Raw genomic sequence first — 19858 nt, forward strand, 5'->3', positions numbered from 1 at the left:
TACTGATTCATTCTAGTCTTCTTTTTTGCCTTTAGTGGCCACTAATCCTGCACTCAAACCAAGAAGAGCTAAACCTGCTGCTAGAGCTGCTTGACTTTCTGCACTTCCTGTATTTGGTAACTGTTCTTCTTGAGCTTGACTAGCTTCACTTGAGGAGATTTCTTTTGTATCTGCTTTTTCTGATACTTGTGGTTTTGTAGATTCTTGAGGTACTGGTTTAGTTGTTTCACTAGCCGTACCAACTTCTACAATGCGATCTTGAGCCATGACTTTATCATAGCTTTCTTTTTCAGTTCGCTTACCATTTTCAACTTCGATTAAGTGAACACGGATACCTTTTTGACCTTCTTGGAGAACACGAGTTTGACCCGCTGGAAGCTTATCATTCTTTTGTTCCTGAACCTTGAAATCAATTGTTTCTTCTTCGATTACAAGTTCTGGTCTGTTAAGGACTAGGTTCTTCACTTCATCTTCTGGAAGAGAAGTTCCTGGTTTAGTGCCAACTTCTACTATACGATCTTGAGCAGCGACTTTATCGTAAGTTTCTTTAAGCTGACGTTTTCCATTTTCCACTTCAATCAAGTGAAGACGAATACCTTTTTGACCTTCTTGTAGGACACGAGTTTCTCCTAGGTACAACTTATCAGACTTACGCTCCTGAACCTTGAAGTCAATGATTTCTTCTTCGACTATAAGTTCGGGTCTGTCGAGGACAAGGTTCTTCACTTCGTCTTCTGGAAGAGAGGTTCCTGGTTTTGTTCCGACCAAGACGATGCGGTCTGTCGGAGCCTCTACCACTTCGCGAAGTTTTTCTTCCTTACTTCCACTAGGATTAACCGCTGTGAAGATCCGTTCCTTACCAACTTTTCCTTCTTGTTCTACACGAGTTTCACCTAGATACAGTGTTGAATCCTTTTTCTCAACTGTCTTATAGGCCAAATCTTTTTCAACAAATTCGAGTTTTGGAAGATCTTCTTGTACAGCAGCAACAGTCTTCTCAGAAACTGGCTTTTCCTTAGTCAACTGGATACGGTATTCCTTGACTTGTTTTCCACTTTCTGAAACAAGGCGAACAAGTACTGGAAGGCTATCGTCTCCGCTATCTACAACTGTTGAAGCTACTTGATTACTTTCTTCGACTGAGACTTTTGGACGTTTACCTTTATAGGTGATTTGGTAGTCTTGACGATCTTCAGCGAAGTCAGGAAGCTCTTTTCCATCTACAAGAATCTTTGATTGGGTACTTTCTTGAGGCAATTCACTTGGTGCAAGGAAGGTCATCTCAATCATCGCAACACCGCTCTTGTCTGCTTTACGCTCCATACGCCATCTCATGGCTTTGGCTTTGACAGCTTTAAATGTTACGTTGATTTCATCACCAGCTGCGATGTCTTTATCCACACGATAAGGCACAGTTTCCCAATTTTCTGGATTGTTGAATGGATGGGCTGCATCGTAGGCTTGGTAGTTTGAATAGTAGGTTGGCACTTCAAACTCTGGGCCAATATAACGTTCCAAAACGAGTTTAGATGGTGCATCTGTACCACTATCTGCAAAGAAATGAAGTTTGGCTTGCGCTACAGTCCGTTCTACAATCTTACCATTTTCACGGAAGATCACACCTGCTGATACTTCTGGATTAGAAGATGGTGTTGGAGACCAGTTTGTCCAACGACGATTTTCTGAATGATTTCCGTCATTGAGATAGTCCACACGGTCATGGGAGTTTCTATCAATGTCGTTAGTGGCTGAAGCAAAGGCGCGGTTACTATTTTCATCATACTCTGGGTTATTTGAAAGAGCTTCACCAAGTTTGTCTGTCACTCGTACAGTGAACTCAGCAACAAGATCACTACCAAGGACACGACCTCGAACGGTAAATTGACCTGCTTTTGTCAGATTTTCTGCTGGAACTTCTTCCCATTCAACTGCCAAGTCTTTTGTTTCGTAACCGTCTTTACCTGTGAAGTAAACCGGAACCTTAGTTGGCAATTCAAGTGGTTGTCCTACTTGTAGCAAGCGAGCTTGTTTGACCGCAGCAACTGGTTTACGAGAGAGCAAATCTTTATTGCTTGTAAAGTGTAGACGGTATTCTCCTAGGATGTCGCCATTTTCAGCTTTCGCGATAACACGAACTGGCTCACCTTCACGAACACTTGGAACGACGGTAGCGAGACCATTGTTGCTAACACTTGCTGTTACTGCAGGAACTTTTCCATCTACAGACTCAAGATAGTAGTCAGTCAAATCAGGATTGAAGTTTGCTAAGTCTTTACCGTCAACTTGGATTCTTGTTTGTCCTTGTTTGGCTGCTGCGACTTGTTTCGCAAAAATTTGTACTTCTGTGATAGACGTTCCTTTCTTGCTATCAAGTCGAACCATACGAATGCGAACCGCATAGGTCTCAACTTTATCAAAGCTGAAATGATTCATTTCTCCAGCTTTTAATTGAGCTGGTGCTTTGAGATTGCTTACCTCTTTCCAGTTTGCAGGATCATTAAAGGCATGGTTTTCCTCACCTACAAAGCTAGGGTTTTTAGGGGCTGTTGGAACGGTCTTACCGACATAATATTCAATCACATAAGACTTCGGTACACCAACTCCGTGGTCTTCGTGAAATCCGACACTTAAGTTATCAACAGAGCGTTTGCTCAAGATACCTGAATCTCCGAATAGGACACCAACTGAAGCTTCTGGATTAGTACGATTCCAGTTTGTCCAACGGTTAGCTGGGCGGTCATTAAAGGAAATCAATTTATCGTTGACGTTTGAAACAGGATCAGTTGGATTTGAGTCTGAAGCAAAGGCAAGTGGCAATTCTGAACCGGTCCATTGGTCAGAAATATTTGCTCCCTTCTCAGTTTGAGCAGATACGCGAACATGAAGTTTAGTTGTTAATTGCGTACCTTCTAGGCGACCATTAACTGTAAAGACACCTTCCTTGGCGTATTGGTCTGGACGAATCGCATCCCAAGTAACCTTAGCTGATGAAACGTGGCCATTTGAATCGTAGGTACGAACGCTTTCTGGTAATTGTGGTGCTTCTGCGATTGGTGTTGTCACACTAACTTCTTCAACTGAAACGATGCCTTCTACAGATACTTTAGCACGCGCCTCAAGGTCAAGACCTTCAACTTTACCTAGAACTTCAAAGGTTTGATAGTGGTCGAGTTTTTCTTTTGGAATGGCTTGCCAAGTGACTTTGTGAGCTTTAGGGAAACCTTTGTCATACTCAACAGTTACTGTTGATGGAAGCGTAGGTTCTTGATGCAAGTCTGTCACTACATTTACTGGACGGATAGATTGCGCAACCTTCGTCTCAGTATTGGCCTGGATCGTAAGATCGATTTGACCTGTAGCCCCCTCATATTCTGCTTTGAGAGTGACTGTTCCTGGCTTATGCAGCTCAAGCATTCCCTTACGAACTGCGACTTCCCCTTCACCACTTGTAGAGAAGGTTACTTTATCAGCTGGTAAAACTGCTTGGGTTCCGTCTTGATAGTGAGCGAGTACAGACAATTTCACTGTTTGGTCTTCTTTAAGACCATCAGCTTGCTCTACTTGTAAGCTCAAGTGGTCAATTTTTGGTGCTTCTTCAAGGAAATGAATTGCATAGGTTTGAAGAGGGCCACCATCTTTTGGTTGAACATAGATGCTTGCACGCATGCCGTTTGCTGCACTTGCTTGGACTACAGTAACATCCGCATTTTCAGCACTTGCTACAACTTCTGGCAAGGATGCACCGTAAGCAAGAGTTCGATATTGCATTGGATTTTGAGTAGTAAGACCAGTGACAGATTCGCCACCTACAGTTACATTTGGTGCTACAGGTGCTGCAACATCACCGTCTTCTACTATAAGGGTAGCGTGAATAATCTCACCACCCAGTTGGCCAGTCATTGGAATACGTGATCCTGCAACTGACAGTTTAGCTTTATCTGTTTCCGCAATCTCCCACTTATCAACTTCGTATTCTTGTACACTTCCATCCGTAACAGCAATAGAAACGTATTTGTCAACAGTGCTCAAGTCTGTTCCTGGAGCAACACGCTTAACAGTTGGAAGCTCATTTGCAATTGCTAGAATTTCGACACGAGCCTCAACTTCGCGTCCGTCTGCCATACCTTTAACAGTCACAACTCCTGCTTGGCTCACATCAACTGAAGACCAAGTTACTGGACGTTTTTCACGACTGCCATCACTGTAGATAAAACCGACTGTCTTCGGCATTTTTGGAATTTGGGCAATGACTGTACGAACTTTTGGCACCTCTGTTCCGAGAACAGTCTTTTCTTGATCTTCTTTCTTGCCAGTAAAGACGGTTACTTGATCAGATTTCAAGAGATCGGAGTGGGCAGTTAGCGTGAATTTACCTGCTTGTTCAGTTGATTTGACAATGGCAACCCCTTTACCGTTAAAGGCTCTGCGGATCCAAGAACCGTCTGCTTGTGCCTTATAACGTTCACGGCTGGCTTGTTCCCCATTATCTACACCGACAAGTTGACCTTGGCCATGCAATTGGAAGCGAACCAGATTATTAGCAGTTGGGACTACATTCCCTTGGCTGTCTACAATTTCGTAGTAGATGTAAGTCAAGTCTTTTCCATCTGCTGCGATTGCGTGTTCTTCTTTGATGAGGCGAACACCTGCTGGTTGACCTGCAGTGGTAATCTTGTCACGTGCAATTTCTTTACCAGTTTCATCGCGAGCTACAGCTTCTAAAGTACCTGGTTGGTAAGCAACCTTCCACTCAAGGTAGAGTTCCTTGGCATTGGCACCCTCTTGGTAAGTTCGTCCATCGCTAGTTTGTTTTTTGTTGAAGGTCTTAACTCCGAGAGATTGACCGTTCAAGAACAATTCAACACTTGCAGCATTAGAGTAAGCGCGAACTGGAATCTTTCCTTGTGCATCTTCTACTTTAGATGCCAAGTCTCTATTCTCCCAGTTCCAGTGAGGAAGAAGGTGAACCATTGGTTTCTTCTTGACAGAAACCCATTGGCTTTGGTAGAGGTAGAAGTCATGTTTTGGAATACCGGCTGTATCTACGATACCAAAATAAGAGCTCTTAACGGGAGTTTGGTTTTGGTTGTGCCATGGTGTAGGCTCCCCGATATAGTCTGTACCGGTCCAGATAAATTGTCCTGCGTAACCAGCATTGTCACGGTCAAAAGTCCATGAAGCGGTTGCAGTTTTACCCCAACCAACACGGTCATTTCCATAATCGGACTGTTCGTAATGACGCTCAGGCCCGTTACTATGTTTCAATTCCTGTTCAGGGCGATAGTAACTTCCACGTGTACGAGTAGCTGAAGATGTCTCAGAACCGTAAATCAACCAGTTAGGATGTTTTGCACGAAGGGCTTTGTAGTTATCTTCTGAGTAGTTAAATCCAACCGCATCCAGTTCATCTGCAATTTTCTCATGTCCACCACTACCATTACCGAAACGGAACTTATCTGCTCCCATGGTAACGTAACGAGTCTTATCAACATCCTTGATAACTTTAACCAAACGTTTAACAGTTGCTAGAGAGTGGGCATCACCATTAGCTTCACCGATTTCATTACCAATTGACCACATGAAGATAGCAGGGTTGTTTTTCCCTCTTTCGACCATGGTACGTAGGTCAAAATCAGACCATTTTTCACCTTTTCGAGCTTCTGGGTGAGTGGCATCTTTTTCAAAGAAACGACCATAGTCATAAGGTTTCTTGCCACCATACCAAGTATCAAAAGCCTCTTCCTGAACGAGTAAGCCTAGTTCTGCAGCGATTTGCAAGGTTTGCTCACTAGCAGGGTTGTGGGTTGTACGGATGGAGTTGACCCCCATCTCCTTCATTTGTTTGAGACGACGGTATTCTGCCTTATAGTTTTCTTCTGCTCCAAGAGCTCCGTGGTCATGGTGCAAGGAAACACCATGGAATTTAATTCGTTCACCATTCAAAGAGAAGCCTTCATTTGGCGTCCAGTGATAGTAACGGTAACCAAACAGATCCTTCTTAGCATCAACCAATTGACCATCACGGTATACACGCGTAATCAATTCGTACAAGGCAGGTTTGTCATTTAAAACTGTCCAGAGTTTTGGTTGTTCAACTTCTAAAATAGCATCAAGACTTGTTGATTCATGTGCTTTCAAGGTACGGATCGCTGTACGAACCAAGCCTGTTACAGCCTGACCACCACGTTCAACGATTTGATACTCTGCCACCAGTTCATGGTCTTTATCGTCTGTATTGACGATTTTGCTGGTCACATGCGTTTCAACCTTGCCATGTTGCTGTTGTTCTAGTTTTGGTGTTAAGATGGTTGTTCCATTTTTCTCAACATGAACCTTATCTGTCACTTGCAAGGTCACATCACGGTAGATACCACTACCTGAGTACCAACGGCTACTTGGTTGTTTGTTGACTGCATGGACAGCAATCACATTCTCACGACCATCTTTGTGGAGGTATTTGGTAATATCGTATGAGAACTGGTTATAACCATTTGGATAATGTCCCACTAACTGACCATTGACATAGACTTGAGAATCCATGTAGACCCCATCAAAGGTTAAACGAACATTTTTCTTAAGGTCTTTTTCATCAAGCTTAAAGGTCTTGCGATACCAAGCTTCACCACCATTGAGCTGTCCACCTTCGTTTTGGGCAAGTGACTGATGGTCAAAATCATTAAAGATACTCCAGTCGTGTGGGAGATCCAATTTTTGCCATGTTGATACATCGGCATCTGATTTCACAGCTTCTTTAGGATTCGCATTGAGTTTAAAGTGCCAATTTTGATTAAAATTCACTTTTCTATCTTCAATCATTTGATTCACTTCTTCATTTGTCGCAGCTTTCAAATCTTCCTTGACAGGCTTTTCTTGACTTGAAGCTTGAGATTCTACCTTTGGAGCTGTTCCTTCAGGTTTTATTGACGCTTTCTCCTCTTTTGGAGCTACAGGTTCATCTTCTTTCTTTTCGGCTTTGCCTGCTTCAATTGGAGCAGCTTGACTTTGATCGACACTTGCAACATCCTTGTGCTCTGCTACAGTTTGATCTTCTTTTTCCTCCACTGCCGGACTTTCCTCTTTTGCTTGTTCCACAGTGTGAGCGATAGGAGTTTCATCGGCGAAAACTGGTGATTCTCCAATAACACTTCCTCCAAATAGAACCGCACAGGTTCCAATCATGACAGAGCAAGCGCCTACGGCAAACTTACGAATGCTGTAGACTCTTTTACGATTCCAATTGGCTTTTTCCATAAAATAACTCCTTCGGTAACTTTTATATATTGCACAGCAAGTTACTTTTAGGATTCTTTTAACTTTATTCTATAAGACGATATAGGAAATTTCAATACCCTAAACACAAAAAATCATATTTTTGATTGTTTTTTCTAAAATTTGTAGAAGATTCGAAAAAAGTGAATGTAGATTTAGAACAAAAAAACAAACATTTCTTGTCACTCAGTAAAATATCATAAAAAAGTTCCTTACAAAAGGAACCTTTTTTACTTATAATTAAAAGTCTCCCCTGCCAACTTATCGGCTAGCTTGGGAAAGAGGGTATAAAACTTATGGGCTAGATTCAACAAAACTGGGAGATTGAGTTCCCGTTTGTTTTTTCCTATGATTTTGACAATTTTTCTAGCGACTACATCTGGTTCTAAGAGAAATCGGTCAACAGACTTGAGGTAGCTCCCATCTGACGTCAAATGAGGATTTCCATTAGCAAAGCGTTCTGGGAAAATCTGATACCACACGGTATTTGAAACCCAACTAGGAACCTGACATCCATCAATTTCGTGAACATAAGGAAGTTTAAAGCCATTTCCTTCAGCATCCAAGTTTTCTTGAGTATGTTCCTTATCTACATAAAAATACCCTTACCCTCTTTATCAAGGAGTTCAAAGAGATACTGAATGCGTAAAAAATCAACAGAGACCGTAACCTGCCAATAATCAAGTAAGGCGTCTGAAGTTACTTTGGTCATTTCTTTCTTAGCTTCATACTTATCCTCAATGAAAATAAATGGATCTCCATAATGCAGAATAACCTTCTGAACATCATTTTTCTACGTTCTAATTCGGATATGTAGCTGATCTTCTTTGTAAAGATAAGCGTATTCTGATTCTGGTCTATGATAAATGGCTGTCAATTCCATATTTTATCTCCTAAATAGTCTACTATCATTTTAAGCAAACGTTTTAATAATCGCTGGTTCTAGTATACTTTTTACGGTTTAAATTGCAATACTTGGATAAATAGTTGAATAAATCCATCATATATTTTTAACTGGATTTAATTTCCATTTACCTCTTATAACTTGGCTTTTCTAGGGGTATCGGCTCGGGATTTTGCTTAATCCATATAAGAGCTAGCTGACACAGACGATCTAGACTGGCTTCATCATCGCTTTCTTTACTGTGGATTTGCGCAATAACTTGCTTGCTTTCTTCTAATTCTTGTTCTGAAAGAGAGTTTCCTAGAGACAAGTATTGAGGGAGAGCCTGAAGCATTTTTCTATAGTCCCTGTCCCAGTTGACCCCACCATTGCGATCCAGTTCATCTCGGACTCGACCTGGTATACGGATAACTTCTCCCTGAACAGTTTTGGCTGCTCCACTTGAAGGAATCAAGAAAGACCATAGTTCCTCATATTGCTCCTCCCAGCTACCTTCTTTTACGAGAATCGGAGAAACTCCATCGTGGGTTATTCGTTTGGCTACCGGCTTGACATCAAACAAACGATAAAGTATGGCTAAACCTTTATCTGCTGCTTCTAGATAGTCGGGATTGATTCCTTCTCTATGAAATTCAAAATCCTTACCAATATTTTCGACCTTTTCTTTCATAGCTGGTGTTTTCTTAGCACCAGCATCCAGAAGCATTGCAGCGATTTCAGCTGTTTGGGCAATATAGATTCCCCGACAGACAGTGAGAACGGAGTCTAGTGGAGTTTGTCCCCTATCATTCTTAGGGTTGACCTTTGCTCCCTTTTCTAAGAGAAGCGCAACGGTCTTAGGATGAAAAAACTCAGCTGCCACATGCAAGGGTGTATTGCCATAAGTATTGGTTTTTTCAACATCTGCACCCAATTCGAGCAAGAGTTTTACAGTCTCTCTTCCCATGGTTGCCTGACGATACAAAGGAGTTGCTCCATAATAATCAGGGATATTGATATCTAAGCCCTGTTCGACAAGCCAAATAACCAATTCATCCGGGACTCCTCCCATATGCAGAGGTGTACATAAGCTAAATCTTCCATCATGTGCAGTTAACTCACACTTATCATATACGGACTTTAATTGGTCAATATTTCCATCAGTTAGTAGTTCATTAAAGTCCTTGGGTAAGGTAACTCTTTTCTTTTTTGCCATTTTTTACTCCTGTATCCATGATTCTATCTTTTTGTACCTAGATTGTACTCTAAGTATCTTCTAGAACTCTTTTATTTGTATTATACCCTAAAAGCTATGAATAGGCACGAATAAGCTTGATTTTTAACTTTAAAACACTCTTCTTTCAAGAAATTAAATCAAAAAACTATTCATTAAAGGAATAGCTTTTTTACTTATAATTAAAGGTTTCCCCAGCCAACTTATCGGCTAACTTGGGAAAGAGGCTATAAAATTTGTGAGCTAAATTGAGCAAAAAAGGAAGATTGAGTTCCCGTTTGTTTTTTCCTATGGTTTTGACAATCTTTCTAGCCACTGCATCTGGTTCTAAGAGAAAGCGGTCAACCGACTTGAGGTAGGTTCCATCTGGGTCAGCCTGGTCAAAAAAGGCAGTACGAATCGGTCCTGGATTAACCGTCGTTACATAGACACCATAGGGCATGAGTTCGAGGCGCAGCGCATTTGAAAATCCAATAGCCGCAAACTTGGTCGCTGAGTAGAGACTGGACTTGCTAGTCGCTATCAAACCTGCCATGCTGACGATATTGATGATATGGCCTTTTCCCCTCTCCTTCATGCAAGTTCCAAGACGACGAGACAGATTCATCAGAGCAAAGGTATTGACCTCAAACATCTGGTGAATGTCTTTGTCAGAAATCTGGTCGAAATCTTCAAAAATTCCATATCCAGCGTTGTTAACCAAGACATCAATCTTGCCATAACGGAGATAGAGGTCAGCTACCAGAGCTTCTAGGGCTGAGTCATCAGTAATATCGATTTCAATCAATTCCACATGAGGATGATTTCCATATAGTTGGGCTAGTTTTTCCTTGTTTCTACCTAGTAAGATGAGTTGGTCATTTGGCAAGAGTTTGACCATTTCTTGGGCTAAGCCACCGCTAGCACCTGTAATGAGAATTGTTCGCATACTTATCCTTTTTCAATCTTTTAGACTTCCACTTCTTCCAAGTCTTTGACCACATGAACATTTTCAAAAACAGTTGCCGCATCTTTCTTGAGCTGGCTGATATCTTTTGAAAGGAAACGAGCGCTGATATGATTGAGCAAGAGGCGCTTAGCACCTGCTTCTGCTGCTACTTGTGCTGCTTGCATATTGGTTGAGTGACCGTGGTTGCGGGCAATCTTTTCATCACCCTTACCATAAGTCGATTCATGGACAAGGACATCGGCATTGACAGCTAGACGCACACTGGCATTGGTTTTTCGGGTATCACCCAGAATGGTGATAATCTTACCTGGACGTGGCGCTGAGATATAGTCAGCAGCCTTGATTTCAGTTCCGTCTTCTAGAACAACGTCCTGACCGTTTTTGATTTTTCCAAAAAGCGGGCCAAATGGAACACCAGCTGCCTTGAGTTTTTCAGCATCCAAGGTACCTTCTAAGTCCTTTTGCATGACACGATAGCCAACACAGAAAATAGTGTGGTCCAGCTCCTCTGCATACACAGTGAATTTATCGGTCTCAAAGATTTTCCCTAGAGAATCTTGGTCAAACTCATGAAAATGAATGCGGTAAGGCAGACGAGAGCCTGACACACGAAGGCTGGTTAAAACAAATGACTTGATTCCTTGCGGTCCATAGATGTCCAAATCCGTCTGCTCCTCATTTGCCTGAAAGGCACGGCTAGAAAGGAATCCTGGCAAGCCAAAGATATGATCTCCATGCAGGTGGGTGATAAAGATTTTGCTGACCTTACGTGGTCGAATTGTGGTTTCCAGAATACGATTTTGCGTTCCTTCTCCACAGTCAAAGAGCCAGACTTCGTTAATCTCATCCAAGAGTTTCAGTGCGAGACTTGAAACGTTGCGAGCTTTGGAGGGCTGACCAGCCCCTGTTCCTAAAAATTGAATATCCATTCGATACTTTCTAATTAATCAATATATAACATGGCTGTGCGATTTTCCGATCGGAAATAGCGCTTGCCAGTAAAAGCTTTAGACTCTTGAAGCAAATCGTCTTGACTATAACCTTTGAGACGCTTGCGGCCATCTGCAAAACTTTCCAAGTCCGTCAAAGCTGTGAGACTCTCCACACTAACAACTTCCTCATCTCCGGCATCCTTCATGTAAATCTTTCCAGACTCTTCAAAGACGAGTTGATGGGGGAAAATTTGTGCAATCTCAAAGAGCAAGTCATCCGAGATTACCTCTTCATTTTCAGAGAAGATCCGCCCCAGATCCTTACTCTCATAGCAAAATCCAAAAGATTTGCCAGATAAATTAAGACGAATAAAAGGCTTATTTTCAAAGGTGAAACTTGGCTCAGCATTGTAGAGGTTCAGTTCCTGACTGAGTTCTGCAAAGTAATCCGTCGCAGCTTCAGGGCTCTTTTTCTGGTAGAGTTCAGCAAAGTAGGCATTAACGACACTCGGAGGAGGTGTGATGAGAGCCAACTGCTCTTGCTCTGTTTTGCCAGCTAGAAGTTGATCTAGATAGACCTTATCCAGACTTGTATAACCTCCATACTTTAGAGCCAAAGTTTTAATATCAGTCATAAAATTCCTCTAACCTCCATTTATTTTTCTCGGAAATGTAGCCTGTAATGACTTCACCGTCCTCCTGATAATCACGATCTTCCAGAATCGCCACACTTTCTAGATCATGAATCTTGTAGGACTTAGAAAAAGGCACGCGCAGGGTAAAGACTTCAAAAATATCCTTGATCTTCTCCAAAAACAATGCTTGCAAGTTCTCACGACTATCCTCAGACTTGGCAAAAATGAGGGCATACGGCGTTTGGGTAGGCATGAAATCCTCCACTAAATCCGCTTTATTATAAAGGGTCAGGCGAGGAATATCCTCCATATCCAAGTCTTTCATGATAGACAGAACCGTTTTTTCATGCTCCTCGTGGTAAGGATTGCTGGCATCAATGACATGAACCAGAAGATCCACATGCTTGCTTTCTTCCAAGGTTGATTTGAAACTGGACACCAATTCTGTTGGCAAATCTTGGATAAAGCCAACCGTATCAGTCAAGGTAACCTGAAGATTGCCCCCCAGATGGATACTCTTCGTTGTCGCATCCAGAGTCGCAAACAGCTCGTCTGCTTCATACTGGGTCTTACTGTTCAAGGTGTTCATGATGGTTGATTTCCCAGCATTGGTGTAGCCAATCAAACCAATCTTAAAGGTGCTTGACTCCAGACGCTTTTCTCTGACTGTCGCCCGATTTTTCTCAACCACCTTGAGCTGGCGCTCGATATCTGTGATTTGATTGCGAACACTACGACGGTTCAGTTCCAGCTGGCTTTCACCAGGTCCACGGGAACCAATTCCACCTGCCTGACGGCTGAGCATAATCCCCTGACCAACCAAGCGAGGCAAGAGATACTTGAGCTGAGCCAAATGAACTTGGAGTTTTCCTTCATGGCTTCGAGCCCGCATGGCAAAGATATCCAAAATCAACTGCATACGGTCAATGACCTTGACACCTAGAACTTCTTCTAGATTGACATTTTGCCGTGGAGTCAAGCGATTATTGACGATGACAGTAGTAATTTCTTCTGCATCCACCATTCGAGCGATTTCTTCCAACTTACCAGAGCCAACAAAAGTCTTGGAATCATATTTTTCCCGTTTTTGTCTGTAACTATCTACAACGACTGCCCCAGCTGTCTTAGCCAGACTGGCCAACTCTTCCATAGAGAGATCAAAATTATCCATGCCCTGCAATTCCACACCAATCAGCAGAACTCGCTCCTCTTTTTTCTCCGTTTCAATCATGTAAAAACTCCTCTATCTGGCTTAAAATGCGGTCCTGCACGTCAGGCTCTCCTATCTGATAAAAGGTAACCTGCATACGATTACGGAACCAGGTCAACTGACGCTTGGCAAAACGACGAGTCGCCTGCTTGAGACTCTCGCTTGCTTCCTCAAGAGTTTGCTCCCCACGGAAATAAGGAAAGAGTTCCTTGTAGCCAATGCCTTTGGCTGCCTGCACATCTGGATAATGGTCAAAGAGCCACTTGGCCTCATCCAAAAGCCCAGCCTCAAACATGAGGTCCACGCGATGGTTGATACGCTCATAGAGTTGACTGCGTTCATCATCCAAGCAGATAATCAGTGGTTCATAAGGACTTTCCTGATTTTTCAAATCCTGACCAAAATGGACGATTTCCAAGGCACGCATGGCACGACGACGGTTAAACTGGGGAATTTCAAGGCCTGCTTGCTTCACGAGATGGGCTAACTCCTCATCTGATAAAGGCTCTAAACTAGCTCGATAGGTTAATATCTCCTCATGAGGTGTTTCCCCACCTAGATGATAGCCTTCCAGCAAGCTCTGGATATAAAGTCCAGTTCCACCAGCGATAATGGCTAGCTTGCCACGGCTTTGAATATCCTCAATAGCCTTCTTAGCTTCTGAAACAAAATCAAAAGCCGAGTAAGACTCGGTCACCTCTCTGACATCAATCAAATGATGAGGAACAGCTGCTTGCTCCTCTGGGCTAGCCTTGGCCGTCCCAATATCCAACCCTCTGTATACTTGCTGACTGTCACCACTGACCACCTCTCCACCAAAGCGCTTGGCCACTTCAATAGCAAGGGCTGTCTTCCCAACAGCGGTCGGTCCAACAATCACAATTATTTTTGTTTTCATCTTTTTTCCTTGAAAAATTTCCATTTTTTCGTTACTATTATTATATCACAAAAAGGTCAGTCAGAAAAATGCTACCACTTGGGGAGCCTGGCTGATCGGGAAGATAAAGGAGGAAGACTCATGGCTAAAGGATTCGCTAAAGGTCTTGTAACAGGTGTCGCAGGAACTGTCGCTGCCGTTGCAGGTGCAGTATACGCAATTAAAAAGAAAGTGATTGAGCCAGAAGAGCAAAAAGCAGCTTTCATCGAAGAAAACCGTAAAAAAGCAGCTCGCCGCCGCGTATCACATTAAGCAACAAAAGAAGTTGAGATTTCTCAACTTCTTTTTATTTTCTTAAATAGCCAAATCAAACTTCAGTTGTGGCTTGACTGGATCATAGTCAACTAACTCAAAGTCCTCCGCTTTGATATCAAAGAAATTGGTCCCATCAGGAACATTCAAGACCAAACGAGGTTGGCAATTTGACGGCTCACGGCGGAGCAATTCCTGAGCTTGTTCAAACTGATTATCATAGATATGAAGGTTGTTGATAAAATAGAAAAACTTCCCAACCTTCCAGCCGAAATGCTTGGCAATCATCATTTGAAGAGCCACGTACTGCATAGCGTTAATGTGGTGGGCCACCAACATATCATTCGAACGCTGGATCAAGGTCGCATCCAGATAGATTTCTCCATCTACTCGACGGATATCAAACATGGTCTGAAAGGCGCATGGAAGGAGACCGTCTGTCTCCTCAAAAGCTTGATAATCCCAGAGAGAGATAATATTGCGACGATTCCAAGGATTGGCTTCCAACTGCTTGAGAATCTTGTTAATGATATCGTGTTTCTTAACGACTGCCCCATAGCGTTCACCGATGGTTCCCGTATCTCCCACTTCCCAGTCATTCCAGTAGTGAACATTGTACTTGCTATTTAGCACTTCTAGGCTATTAGACTGATCTTGGTAGATCCAGAGTACTTCCTTGATGGCGGATTTGATCGCAATGGGACGCAAGGTTGTGATGGGAAATTCCCCTTTAGACAAATCATACTCCGCAAAGGCACCCGTTACGTACTTGGAGTTGGCAACAGTCCCATCCTTGTACTTGGGACGAGCCTGCTCAGAAAAGACACCGTCTTTGAGGATTCGTTCAATATTCTCTTTAAAAATCGTATCTGCTTTTGTCATTTACTCTCACCTCATTTATTGTCCTAACTAGTATAGCATAAAAAAAGAAAGGAGGAAAATCACTGGCTTTAAAGTAGTGTTTTTCTCCTTTTATTATCTTATTGTAATACAAGTGATGCTGCTCCGATTACTCCAGCGTCATTTCCTAGAGTTGCAAGAGCCAATTTTGTAGATGTGCGTACTTGTGGGAAGGTATTTTCATCATAAACCTTTTGCACGCCTTGGAGAAGGAATTCTCCCGCAGCTGACACCCCACCACCGATAACAATCGTTGAAGGGTTGAGGATTGAACCGATGTTGGCACACGCGATTCCCAAGTAACGTGAGAAGTTACGGTAAACGATCAAGGCAAGGTCGTCCCCTTCTTTTGCAAGGTCGAAGACAGTTTTAGCAGTTACTTCTTCACCGTCGTCAATCAAGCGTTTCAAGGCTGCATCGCCTTCGTATTCATCTGCATAGCGACGAGTCAAGTTAACAATCCCTGTTGCTGAAGCAACTGTCTCAAGACAGCCTTTTTTACCACAGGTACATGCGATCGGTTGGTCAAAGTCAACAGTGATATGACCAAGCTCTCCTGCTGCACCAGCAACACCGTGAAGCAATTTGCCTTCTGCCACGATACCGCCACCAACACCTGTACCAAGTGTCATAAAGACAACGTCTGGTTGGTTTTCACCAGCACCCATCCAACGCTCACCAAGAGCAGCTACGTTGGCATCATTATCGATAAAGAATGGAATCCCCAAGGCTTTTTCAATCTTTTCTTTAATCGGTTGAAGGGTTTTCCAGTTTAGGTTGTAGGCACCGATAACAGTCCCTTTCTCACGGTCAACCACACCTGGTGATCCCATTCCAATCCCTCGAAAATCCGTAGCTGACAATCCAAGCAAGTCCAAACGATGTTGAATAGACTCAATCATATCATCTACGATATGACTTCCCTCATCCAAAATGTTAGTCTTGATAGACCATTTTTCTTGGATTTCTCCCTCTTGAGTTAAAATTGCAAACTTGATAGATGTTCCACCAAGGTCAATCCCAATAATCTTTTGACTCATCGTCTTCTCCTTTTTAATTGAAAATGCTTACAGATATAGTATAACAAAATCGTCCGTTTTGTGCAAAGGTTTGCATTAACTTCCTAGAAATTCTTCTGATTTATGGTTTCCAAAGGCCAGAAGCATCTACGTAGTATCTACCACCATCAACTCGCTCATTCTTTGCCATTTTACCATCTGATTTCAAATAGTAATTTCCTTGCCAAGTATTACGAGCGTATGAACCATCTGATTTTAAGTAGTACCATGATTGATAAGAAGAGTCATAAATCCACTCACCTTGTGCCATTTCACCGTTTGCTTTGAGATAAAAAGCGCCTTGCCAAGCATTTTGGGCATAGGATCCATCTGATTTCAAATAATACCAAGCTTGGTATGATGAATCATAAATCCATTCACTTTGAGCCATCTTTCCGTTTGGTTTAAGGTAGTAACTTCCTATCCATGTGTTTCGTGCATATGAACCATCCGATTTGAGATAATACCATCCTTTGTAATATGAGTCATATATCCACTCACTCTGAGCCATTGTTCCATCTGATTTGAGATAGTAATCTCCTTTCCAAGAATTGGTTACTGGATTACCATTGTCAGAATAATAATACCAATATCCATCCTGCTTAACCCAGCCACTAGAAGAAACTCTATTCTGTGGACTAGATTGGCGTGGTTTAAAAACACCTCGAGGAGCTTTTGAGCGTTCACAGGCAACTCCATCACCATCTTTGTCTAGTCTTGAAGAATATCCAGGCTCTCCTCTATGGATATCAGAATAGCCATTTTCCCATGCTTCTTTACAACTAGAAAAATGAATATTTTCTTCTGCACTAACCGGTTGAGCAAACAAACCTAAAACTGGAAGAACAGTAAGAATCACTTTCAGCAAAATTGTTTTTTTCATCATTTCCTCCTATAAAATGACATCGTTTTCTTTTTATTTTATCAAACTTAATTCAACAATTCAACATATCCATTATATTTTTTAATTTATGAAGTTTATTTAGAATTCACTTCCAACTCATACAAACCTCTGACTGCGTTACAGCCATAGATAGTTTCCGCTTGGTCCAAGTCTGGCACAATCAAGACTTTTTCCTCTACCTGTCCTCTTTCCAGCAAATGCTGACGGTAAATTCCTGGCAAAACTCCAAGTCTGATAGGCGGTGTGTAGAGTTTACCATTAATTTTTAAGACCAGATTTCCAATAGAGGTTTCAAGCAATTCTCCTGCTGCATTATGGTAAATGATTTCCTGTTTACCTAGGCTTAAATGTGGTCTGTAAGTGGTTTTGAAGTAGGTAAATGCTTGCTGCAAATCAGCTTCTTGCAGACAAAGTTTGGCTTTGCAGAAGCTTGGACTGAGGGGGCTTACGATTTGGCGACTGAGTTCTATCTCTCCAGATTTGCTGAGGGTAATTCGCAAGCGGTAGTCTTGGTGGGAATCACAAACTTGACACTCTTCCTCTATCTTTTGTCTCAGTTCTTCTGGATCAAAAGGAAAGGCAAAATAACGACTCGCCTTTGTCAGTCTTTCCAGATGTTGATCTTCAAAAAGCAGTTGTTTTTGGCTGATTTTCCCAGTTGTAATCAACTGGAAACGTGCTTGTTTACGATAGAGAACAGCCGCCTTTTGATGAACCTCTCGGTATTCAGATTCCCAAGTACTATCCCAAGTAATCCCTCCGCCAACTCCATAAACGGCTTTCCCTTGATGCAGTTGAATAGTCCGAATGGCGACATTGAAAATCCGTCGTCCATTTGGAAGCAAGAGACCAATCGTTCCGCAGTAGACTCCGCGTGGTTGGGGCTCCAAGTCCTTGATGATTTCCATGGTCGCAATTTTCGGTGCTCCCGTTATGGAACCACATGGAAAGAGCGAACGGAAGATTTCAACTAGGTCCACATCCGGTCGCAACTGACTCTTGATGGTAGAAGTCATCTGCCAAACGGTCGAATACTGCTCCACCTGACACAGACGCTCCACGTGCTCACTCCCCACCTCAGAAATACGGTTCATATCGTTGCGCAAGAGGTCCACAATCATCATATTTTCAGATCGATTTTTAGGATCCTGTTCTAGCCAGCTAGCTTGGGCAAGGTCTTCTTGGTCAGTCACTCCCCGCTGGGTTGTTCCCTTCATTGGGCGAGTCGTTAATTCTCGGTCATTTTGCTCAAAAAAGAGTTCTGGGCTCATGGAAATCACTGCCATCTCATCATGTTCCACATAGGCATTGTAGCCCGCCTCCTGCTCTACCACCATACGATTGTAGATGGCAAAAGGACTGTCACTTAAGTCCTGCTTGAGTTGGACGGTGTAGTTGACCTGATAGGTGTCTCCCTGACGCAAATGATGGTGAATCTGGGCAATAGCCTTTTCATAGTTCTCTGCAGATGTTTCTTCCTGCCACTTTGAAGGTAGATCTACTTCCTCATAAGTCAGAGGAATAGGCGATGTTTCTACCCTATCATGAACTGTAAAATATAGCAGATACTCTGCCAGTAAAGGAGCTTTATGAACTGCTAATTTCTTCTCAAATGCAGGTGCAGCCTCGTAACTGACATAGCCCACCACATAATAGCCTTGTTCTTGGTAGCTTTCCACCTGAGCCAGCAGGTCCGCCACTTCTGCTAAATCTCTCGTTTTTAACTCTTTGATCGGCTGAGTGAAGGTGTATCTCTCCCCCAAAGCCCTAAAATCAATCACTGTTTTTCTATGCATATCTTAAGTATAGCACAAAAAAGCCGACCTAGAACAGCTAAATCCAGCTTTGTTTACTGATTTCTATAACGGAAAAGCTTCTCTAAGTTTCTTTTTTCTACTTTTTGGCAATTCTCCATCAGATACCACCCCTTCTTCTTGTAAAAACTGGTCCTATTTGGAGCACTTTACACAAAATTTGGCAAAAGACAGAGGAAGTAATGGTATAGATACCATTACTTCCTCTGTCTTTTGCTTTTCTTCTTTTACTACAGAATAAGTTCACGACTTTCTGATAGAATCTTCTGGATAATGCGCACGCGCACCTCCGATTAGTTTGGGACGACTTGCAAGAGCCGTTACATGGGCATGCCCAATTTCACGCAGTGCAGGGCGAATTGGTACTTGAACATGCTTAACATGCATGCCAATCGCAGTATCTCCGATATCCAATCCAGCATGGGCCTTGATAAATTCAACCTCAACTGGATCCTGCATAAACTTGAAGGCTGCCAACTGACCCGAACCTCCTGCATGAAGTGTAGGAAGGACACTGACGATTTCAAGACCAAACTGCTCTGCCACCTGACGTTCAACGACGAGGGCTCGATTGACATGTTCACAACCTTGAACAGCTAGATGAATTCCTTTTTCCTCTAGGATATCTAGGATGGTCTTCACGATGATTTCACCAATTTCTTGGCTGGATTCCTTGCCAATCTGACCACCTATCACCTCACTAGAAGAAAGGCCCAAAACAAAGATAGCCCCTTGCTTCAAATTAGCCTTGTCTATTATATCTTCTACAATCTGGCTTGTTGCTCTTTGAATGTCTTTTTTCTTCATACTTGATACCTCTTTTGTCACTATCTATCATATCTTTTTTTACTGATTTTATCAAGGCCAACTAATCATTCTGA

The 19858-nt window shown here is 42.5% G+C and carries 13 protein-coding genes and 2 pseudogenes; 1 reads left to right on the forward strand and 14 read right to left on the reverse strand.

What is annotated here, in order from left to right:
• Window positions 1-12 precede the first annotated feature (12 nt).
• The 9 genes and pseudogenes from bgaA to miaA all read right to left on the reverse strand — a co-directional run bounded on the left by bgaA (window position 13) and on the right by miaA (window position 14010).
• Window positions 13-7251, reverse strand: coding sequence for an LPXTG-anchored adhesin/beta-galactosidase BgaA (bgaA, locus tag TZ92_RS08090; protein WP_033629998.1), 7239 nt, complete (start codon window positions 7249-7251; stop codon window positions 13-15).
• A gap of 248 nt (window positions 7252-7499) precedes the next feature.
• Window positions 7500-7694 (reverse strand): annotated as a pseudogene (locus TZ92_RS10120) (SDR family NAD(P)-dependent oxidoreductase); the annotation flags it as partial.
• Window positions 7686-8152 (reverse strand): annotated as a pseudogene (locus TZ92_RS09720) (alpha amylase N-terminal ig-like domain-containing protein); the annotation flags it as partial. The pseudogenes TZ92_RS09720 and TZ92_RS10120, both read right to left, overlap by 9 nt.
• Before the next feature lie 148 nt (window positions 8153-8300).
• Entirely contained in the window at window positions 8301-9368 is a 1068-nt protein-coding gene (locus TZ92_RS08100; protein ID WP_033630000.1) for an ankyrin repeat domain-containing protein, read from the reverse strand.
• 190 nt (window positions 9369-9558) lie between these two features.
• Window positions 9559-10314 (reverse strand): SDR family NAD(P)-dependent oxidoreductase, encoded by a 756-nt coding sequence (locus tag TZ92_RS08105; protein ID WP_033630001.1) that lies wholly within the window; start codon window positions 10312-10314, stop codon window positions 9559-9561.
• Window positions 10315-10334: 20 nt separating this feature from the next.
• The gene (gene rnz / locus TZ92_RS08110) at window positions 10335-11264 is read right to left on the reverse strand and encodes a ribonuclease Z (protein ID WP_033630002.1); all 930 of its coding nucleotides are present in this window, start codon (window positions 11262-11264) and stop codon (window positions 10335-10337) included.
• Between the two features lie 14 nt (window positions 11265-11278).
• Entirely contained in the window at window positions 11279-11902 is a 624-nt protein-coding gene (locus TZ92_RS08115; RefSeq protein WP_033630003.1) for a cystathionine beta-lyase, read from the reverse strand.
• The gene (gene hflX / locus TZ92_RS08120; protein ID WP_033630004.1) at window positions 11895-13133 is read right to left on the reverse strand and encodes a GTPase HflX; all 1239 of its coding nucleotides are present in this window, start codon (window positions 13131-13133) and stop codon (window positions 11895-11897) included. The genes TZ92_RS08115 and hflX overlap by 8 nt, the downstream gene beginning before the upstream one ends.
• Window positions 13126-14010: a tRNA (adenosine(37)-N6)-dimethylallyltransferase MiaA gene (gene miaA / locus TZ92_RS08125; protein ID WP_033630005.1), complete on the reverse strand. Its 885-nt coding sequence runs from the start codon at window positions 14008-14010 to the stop codon at window positions 13126-13128. The genes hflX and miaA overlap by 8 nt, the downstream gene beginning before the upstream one ends.
• A gap of 120 nt (window positions 14011-14130) precedes the next feature.
• Between miaA and TZ92_RS08130 the strand changes: the two genes are divergently transcribed.
• The gene (locus TZ92_RS08130; RefSeq protein ID WP_001051782.1) at window positions 14131-14301 is read left to right on the forward strand and encodes a DUF3042 family protein; all 171 of its coding nucleotides are present in this window, start codon (window positions 14131-14133) and stop codon (window positions 14299-14301) included.
• A gap of 42 nt (window positions 14302-14343) precedes the next feature.
• On the opposite strand, the gene TZ92_RS08135 is transcribed toward TZ92_RS08130, so the two are convergent.
• The 5 genes from TZ92_RS08135 to TZ92_RS08155 all read right to left on the reverse strand — a co-directional run bounded on the left by TZ92_RS08135 (window position 14344) and on the right by TZ92_RS08155 (window position 19784).
• A complete protein-coding gene (locus tag TZ92_RS08135; RefSeq protein WP_033630006.1) occupies window positions 14344-15183 on the reverse strand; it encodes a thymidylate synthase in 840 nt (279 codons plus the stop codon).
• Between the two features lie 98 nt (window positions 15184-15281).
• Window positions 15282-16241 (reverse strand): ROK family glucokinase, encoded by a 960-nt coding sequence (locus TZ92_RS08140; RefSeq protein ID WP_000078551.1) that lies wholly within the window; start codon window positions 16239-16241, stop codon window positions 15282-15284.
• 100 nt (window positions 16242-16341) lie between these two features.
• Window positions 16342-17142 carry an excalibur calcium-binding domain-containing protein gene (locus TZ92_RS08145; RefSeq protein WP_080702651.1) on the reverse strand — a complete coding sequence of 267 codons (801 nt, stop codon included), beginning with the start codon at window positions 17140-17142 and terminating at the stop codon, window positions 16342-16344.
• Window positions 17143-17237: 95 nt separating this feature from the next.
• Window positions 17238-18959, reverse strand: coding sequence for an aminodeoxychorismate synthase component I (pabB, locus tag TZ92_RS08150; RefSeq protein WP_033630007.1), 1722 nt, complete (start codon window positions 18957-18959; stop codon window positions 17238-17240).
• Between the two features lie 261 nt (window positions 18960-19220).
• Complete coding sequence (locus TZ92_RS08155) at window positions 19221-19784, reverse strand: TIGR01440 family protein (RefSeq protein WP_033630008.1); 564 nt, start codon at window positions 19782-19784, stop codon at window positions 19221-19223.
• Window positions 19785-19858: the final 74 nt, after the last annotated feature.

Source organism: Streptococcus oralis subsp. oralis (assembly GCF_000960035.1).
Classification (GTDB): domain Bacteria; phylum Bacillota; class Bacilli; order Lactobacillales; family Streptococcaceae; genus Streptococcus; species Streptococcus oralis_G.

Coding starts and splice junctions, on each gene's coding strand:
- rnz (WP_033630002.1), bottom strand. CDS start 11,264: ATGGATATTCAATTTTTAGGAACAGGGGCTGGTCAGCCCTCCAAAGCT.
- TZ92_RS08135 (WP_033630006.1), bottom strand. CDS start 15,183: ATGACAAAAGCAGATACGATTTTTAAAGAGAATATTGAACGAATCCTC.
- TZ92_RS08155 (WP_033630008.1), bottom strand. CDS start 19,784: ATGAAGAAAAAAGACATTCAAAGAGCAACAAGCCAGATTGTAGAAGAT.
- TZ92_RS08140 (WP_000078551.1), bottom strand. CDS start 16,241: ATGAGTCAAAAGATTATTGGGATTGACCTTGGTGGAACATCTATCAAG.
- TZ92_RS08145 (WP_080702651.1), bottom strand. CDS start 17,142: ATGAAAAAAACAATTTTGCTGAAAGTGATTCTTACTGTTCTTCCAGTT.
- miaA (WP_033630005.1), bottom strand. CDS start 14,010: ATGAAAACAAAAATAATTGTGATTGTTGGACCGACCGCTGTTGGGAAG.
- TZ92_RS08130 (WP_001051782.1), top strand. CDS start 14,131: ATGGCTAAAGGATTCGCTAAAGGTCTTGTAACAGGTGTCGCAGGAACT.
- hflX (WP_033630004.1), bottom strand. CDS start 13,133: ATGATTGAAACGGAGAAAAAAGAGGAGCGAGTTCTGCTGATTGGTGTG.
- pabB (WP_033630007.1), bottom strand. CDS start 18,959: ATGCATAGAAAAACAGTGATTGATTTTAGGGCTTTGGGGGAGAGATAC.
- TZ92_RS08100 (WP_033630000.1), bottom strand. CDS start 9,368: ATGGCAAAAAAGAAAAGAGTTACCTTACCCAAGGACTTTAATGAACTA.
- bgaA (WP_033629998.1), bottom strand. CDS start 7,251: ATGGAAAAAGCCAATTGGAATCGTAAAAGAGTCTACAGCATTCGTAAG.
- TZ92_RS08105 (WP_033630001.1), bottom strand. CDS start 10,314: ATGCGAACAATTCTCATTACAGGTGCTAGCGGTGGCTTAGCCCAAGAA.
- TZ92_RS08115 (WP_033630003.1), bottom strand. CDS start 11,902: ATGACTGATATTAAAACTTTGGCTCTAAAGTATGGAGGTTATACAAGT.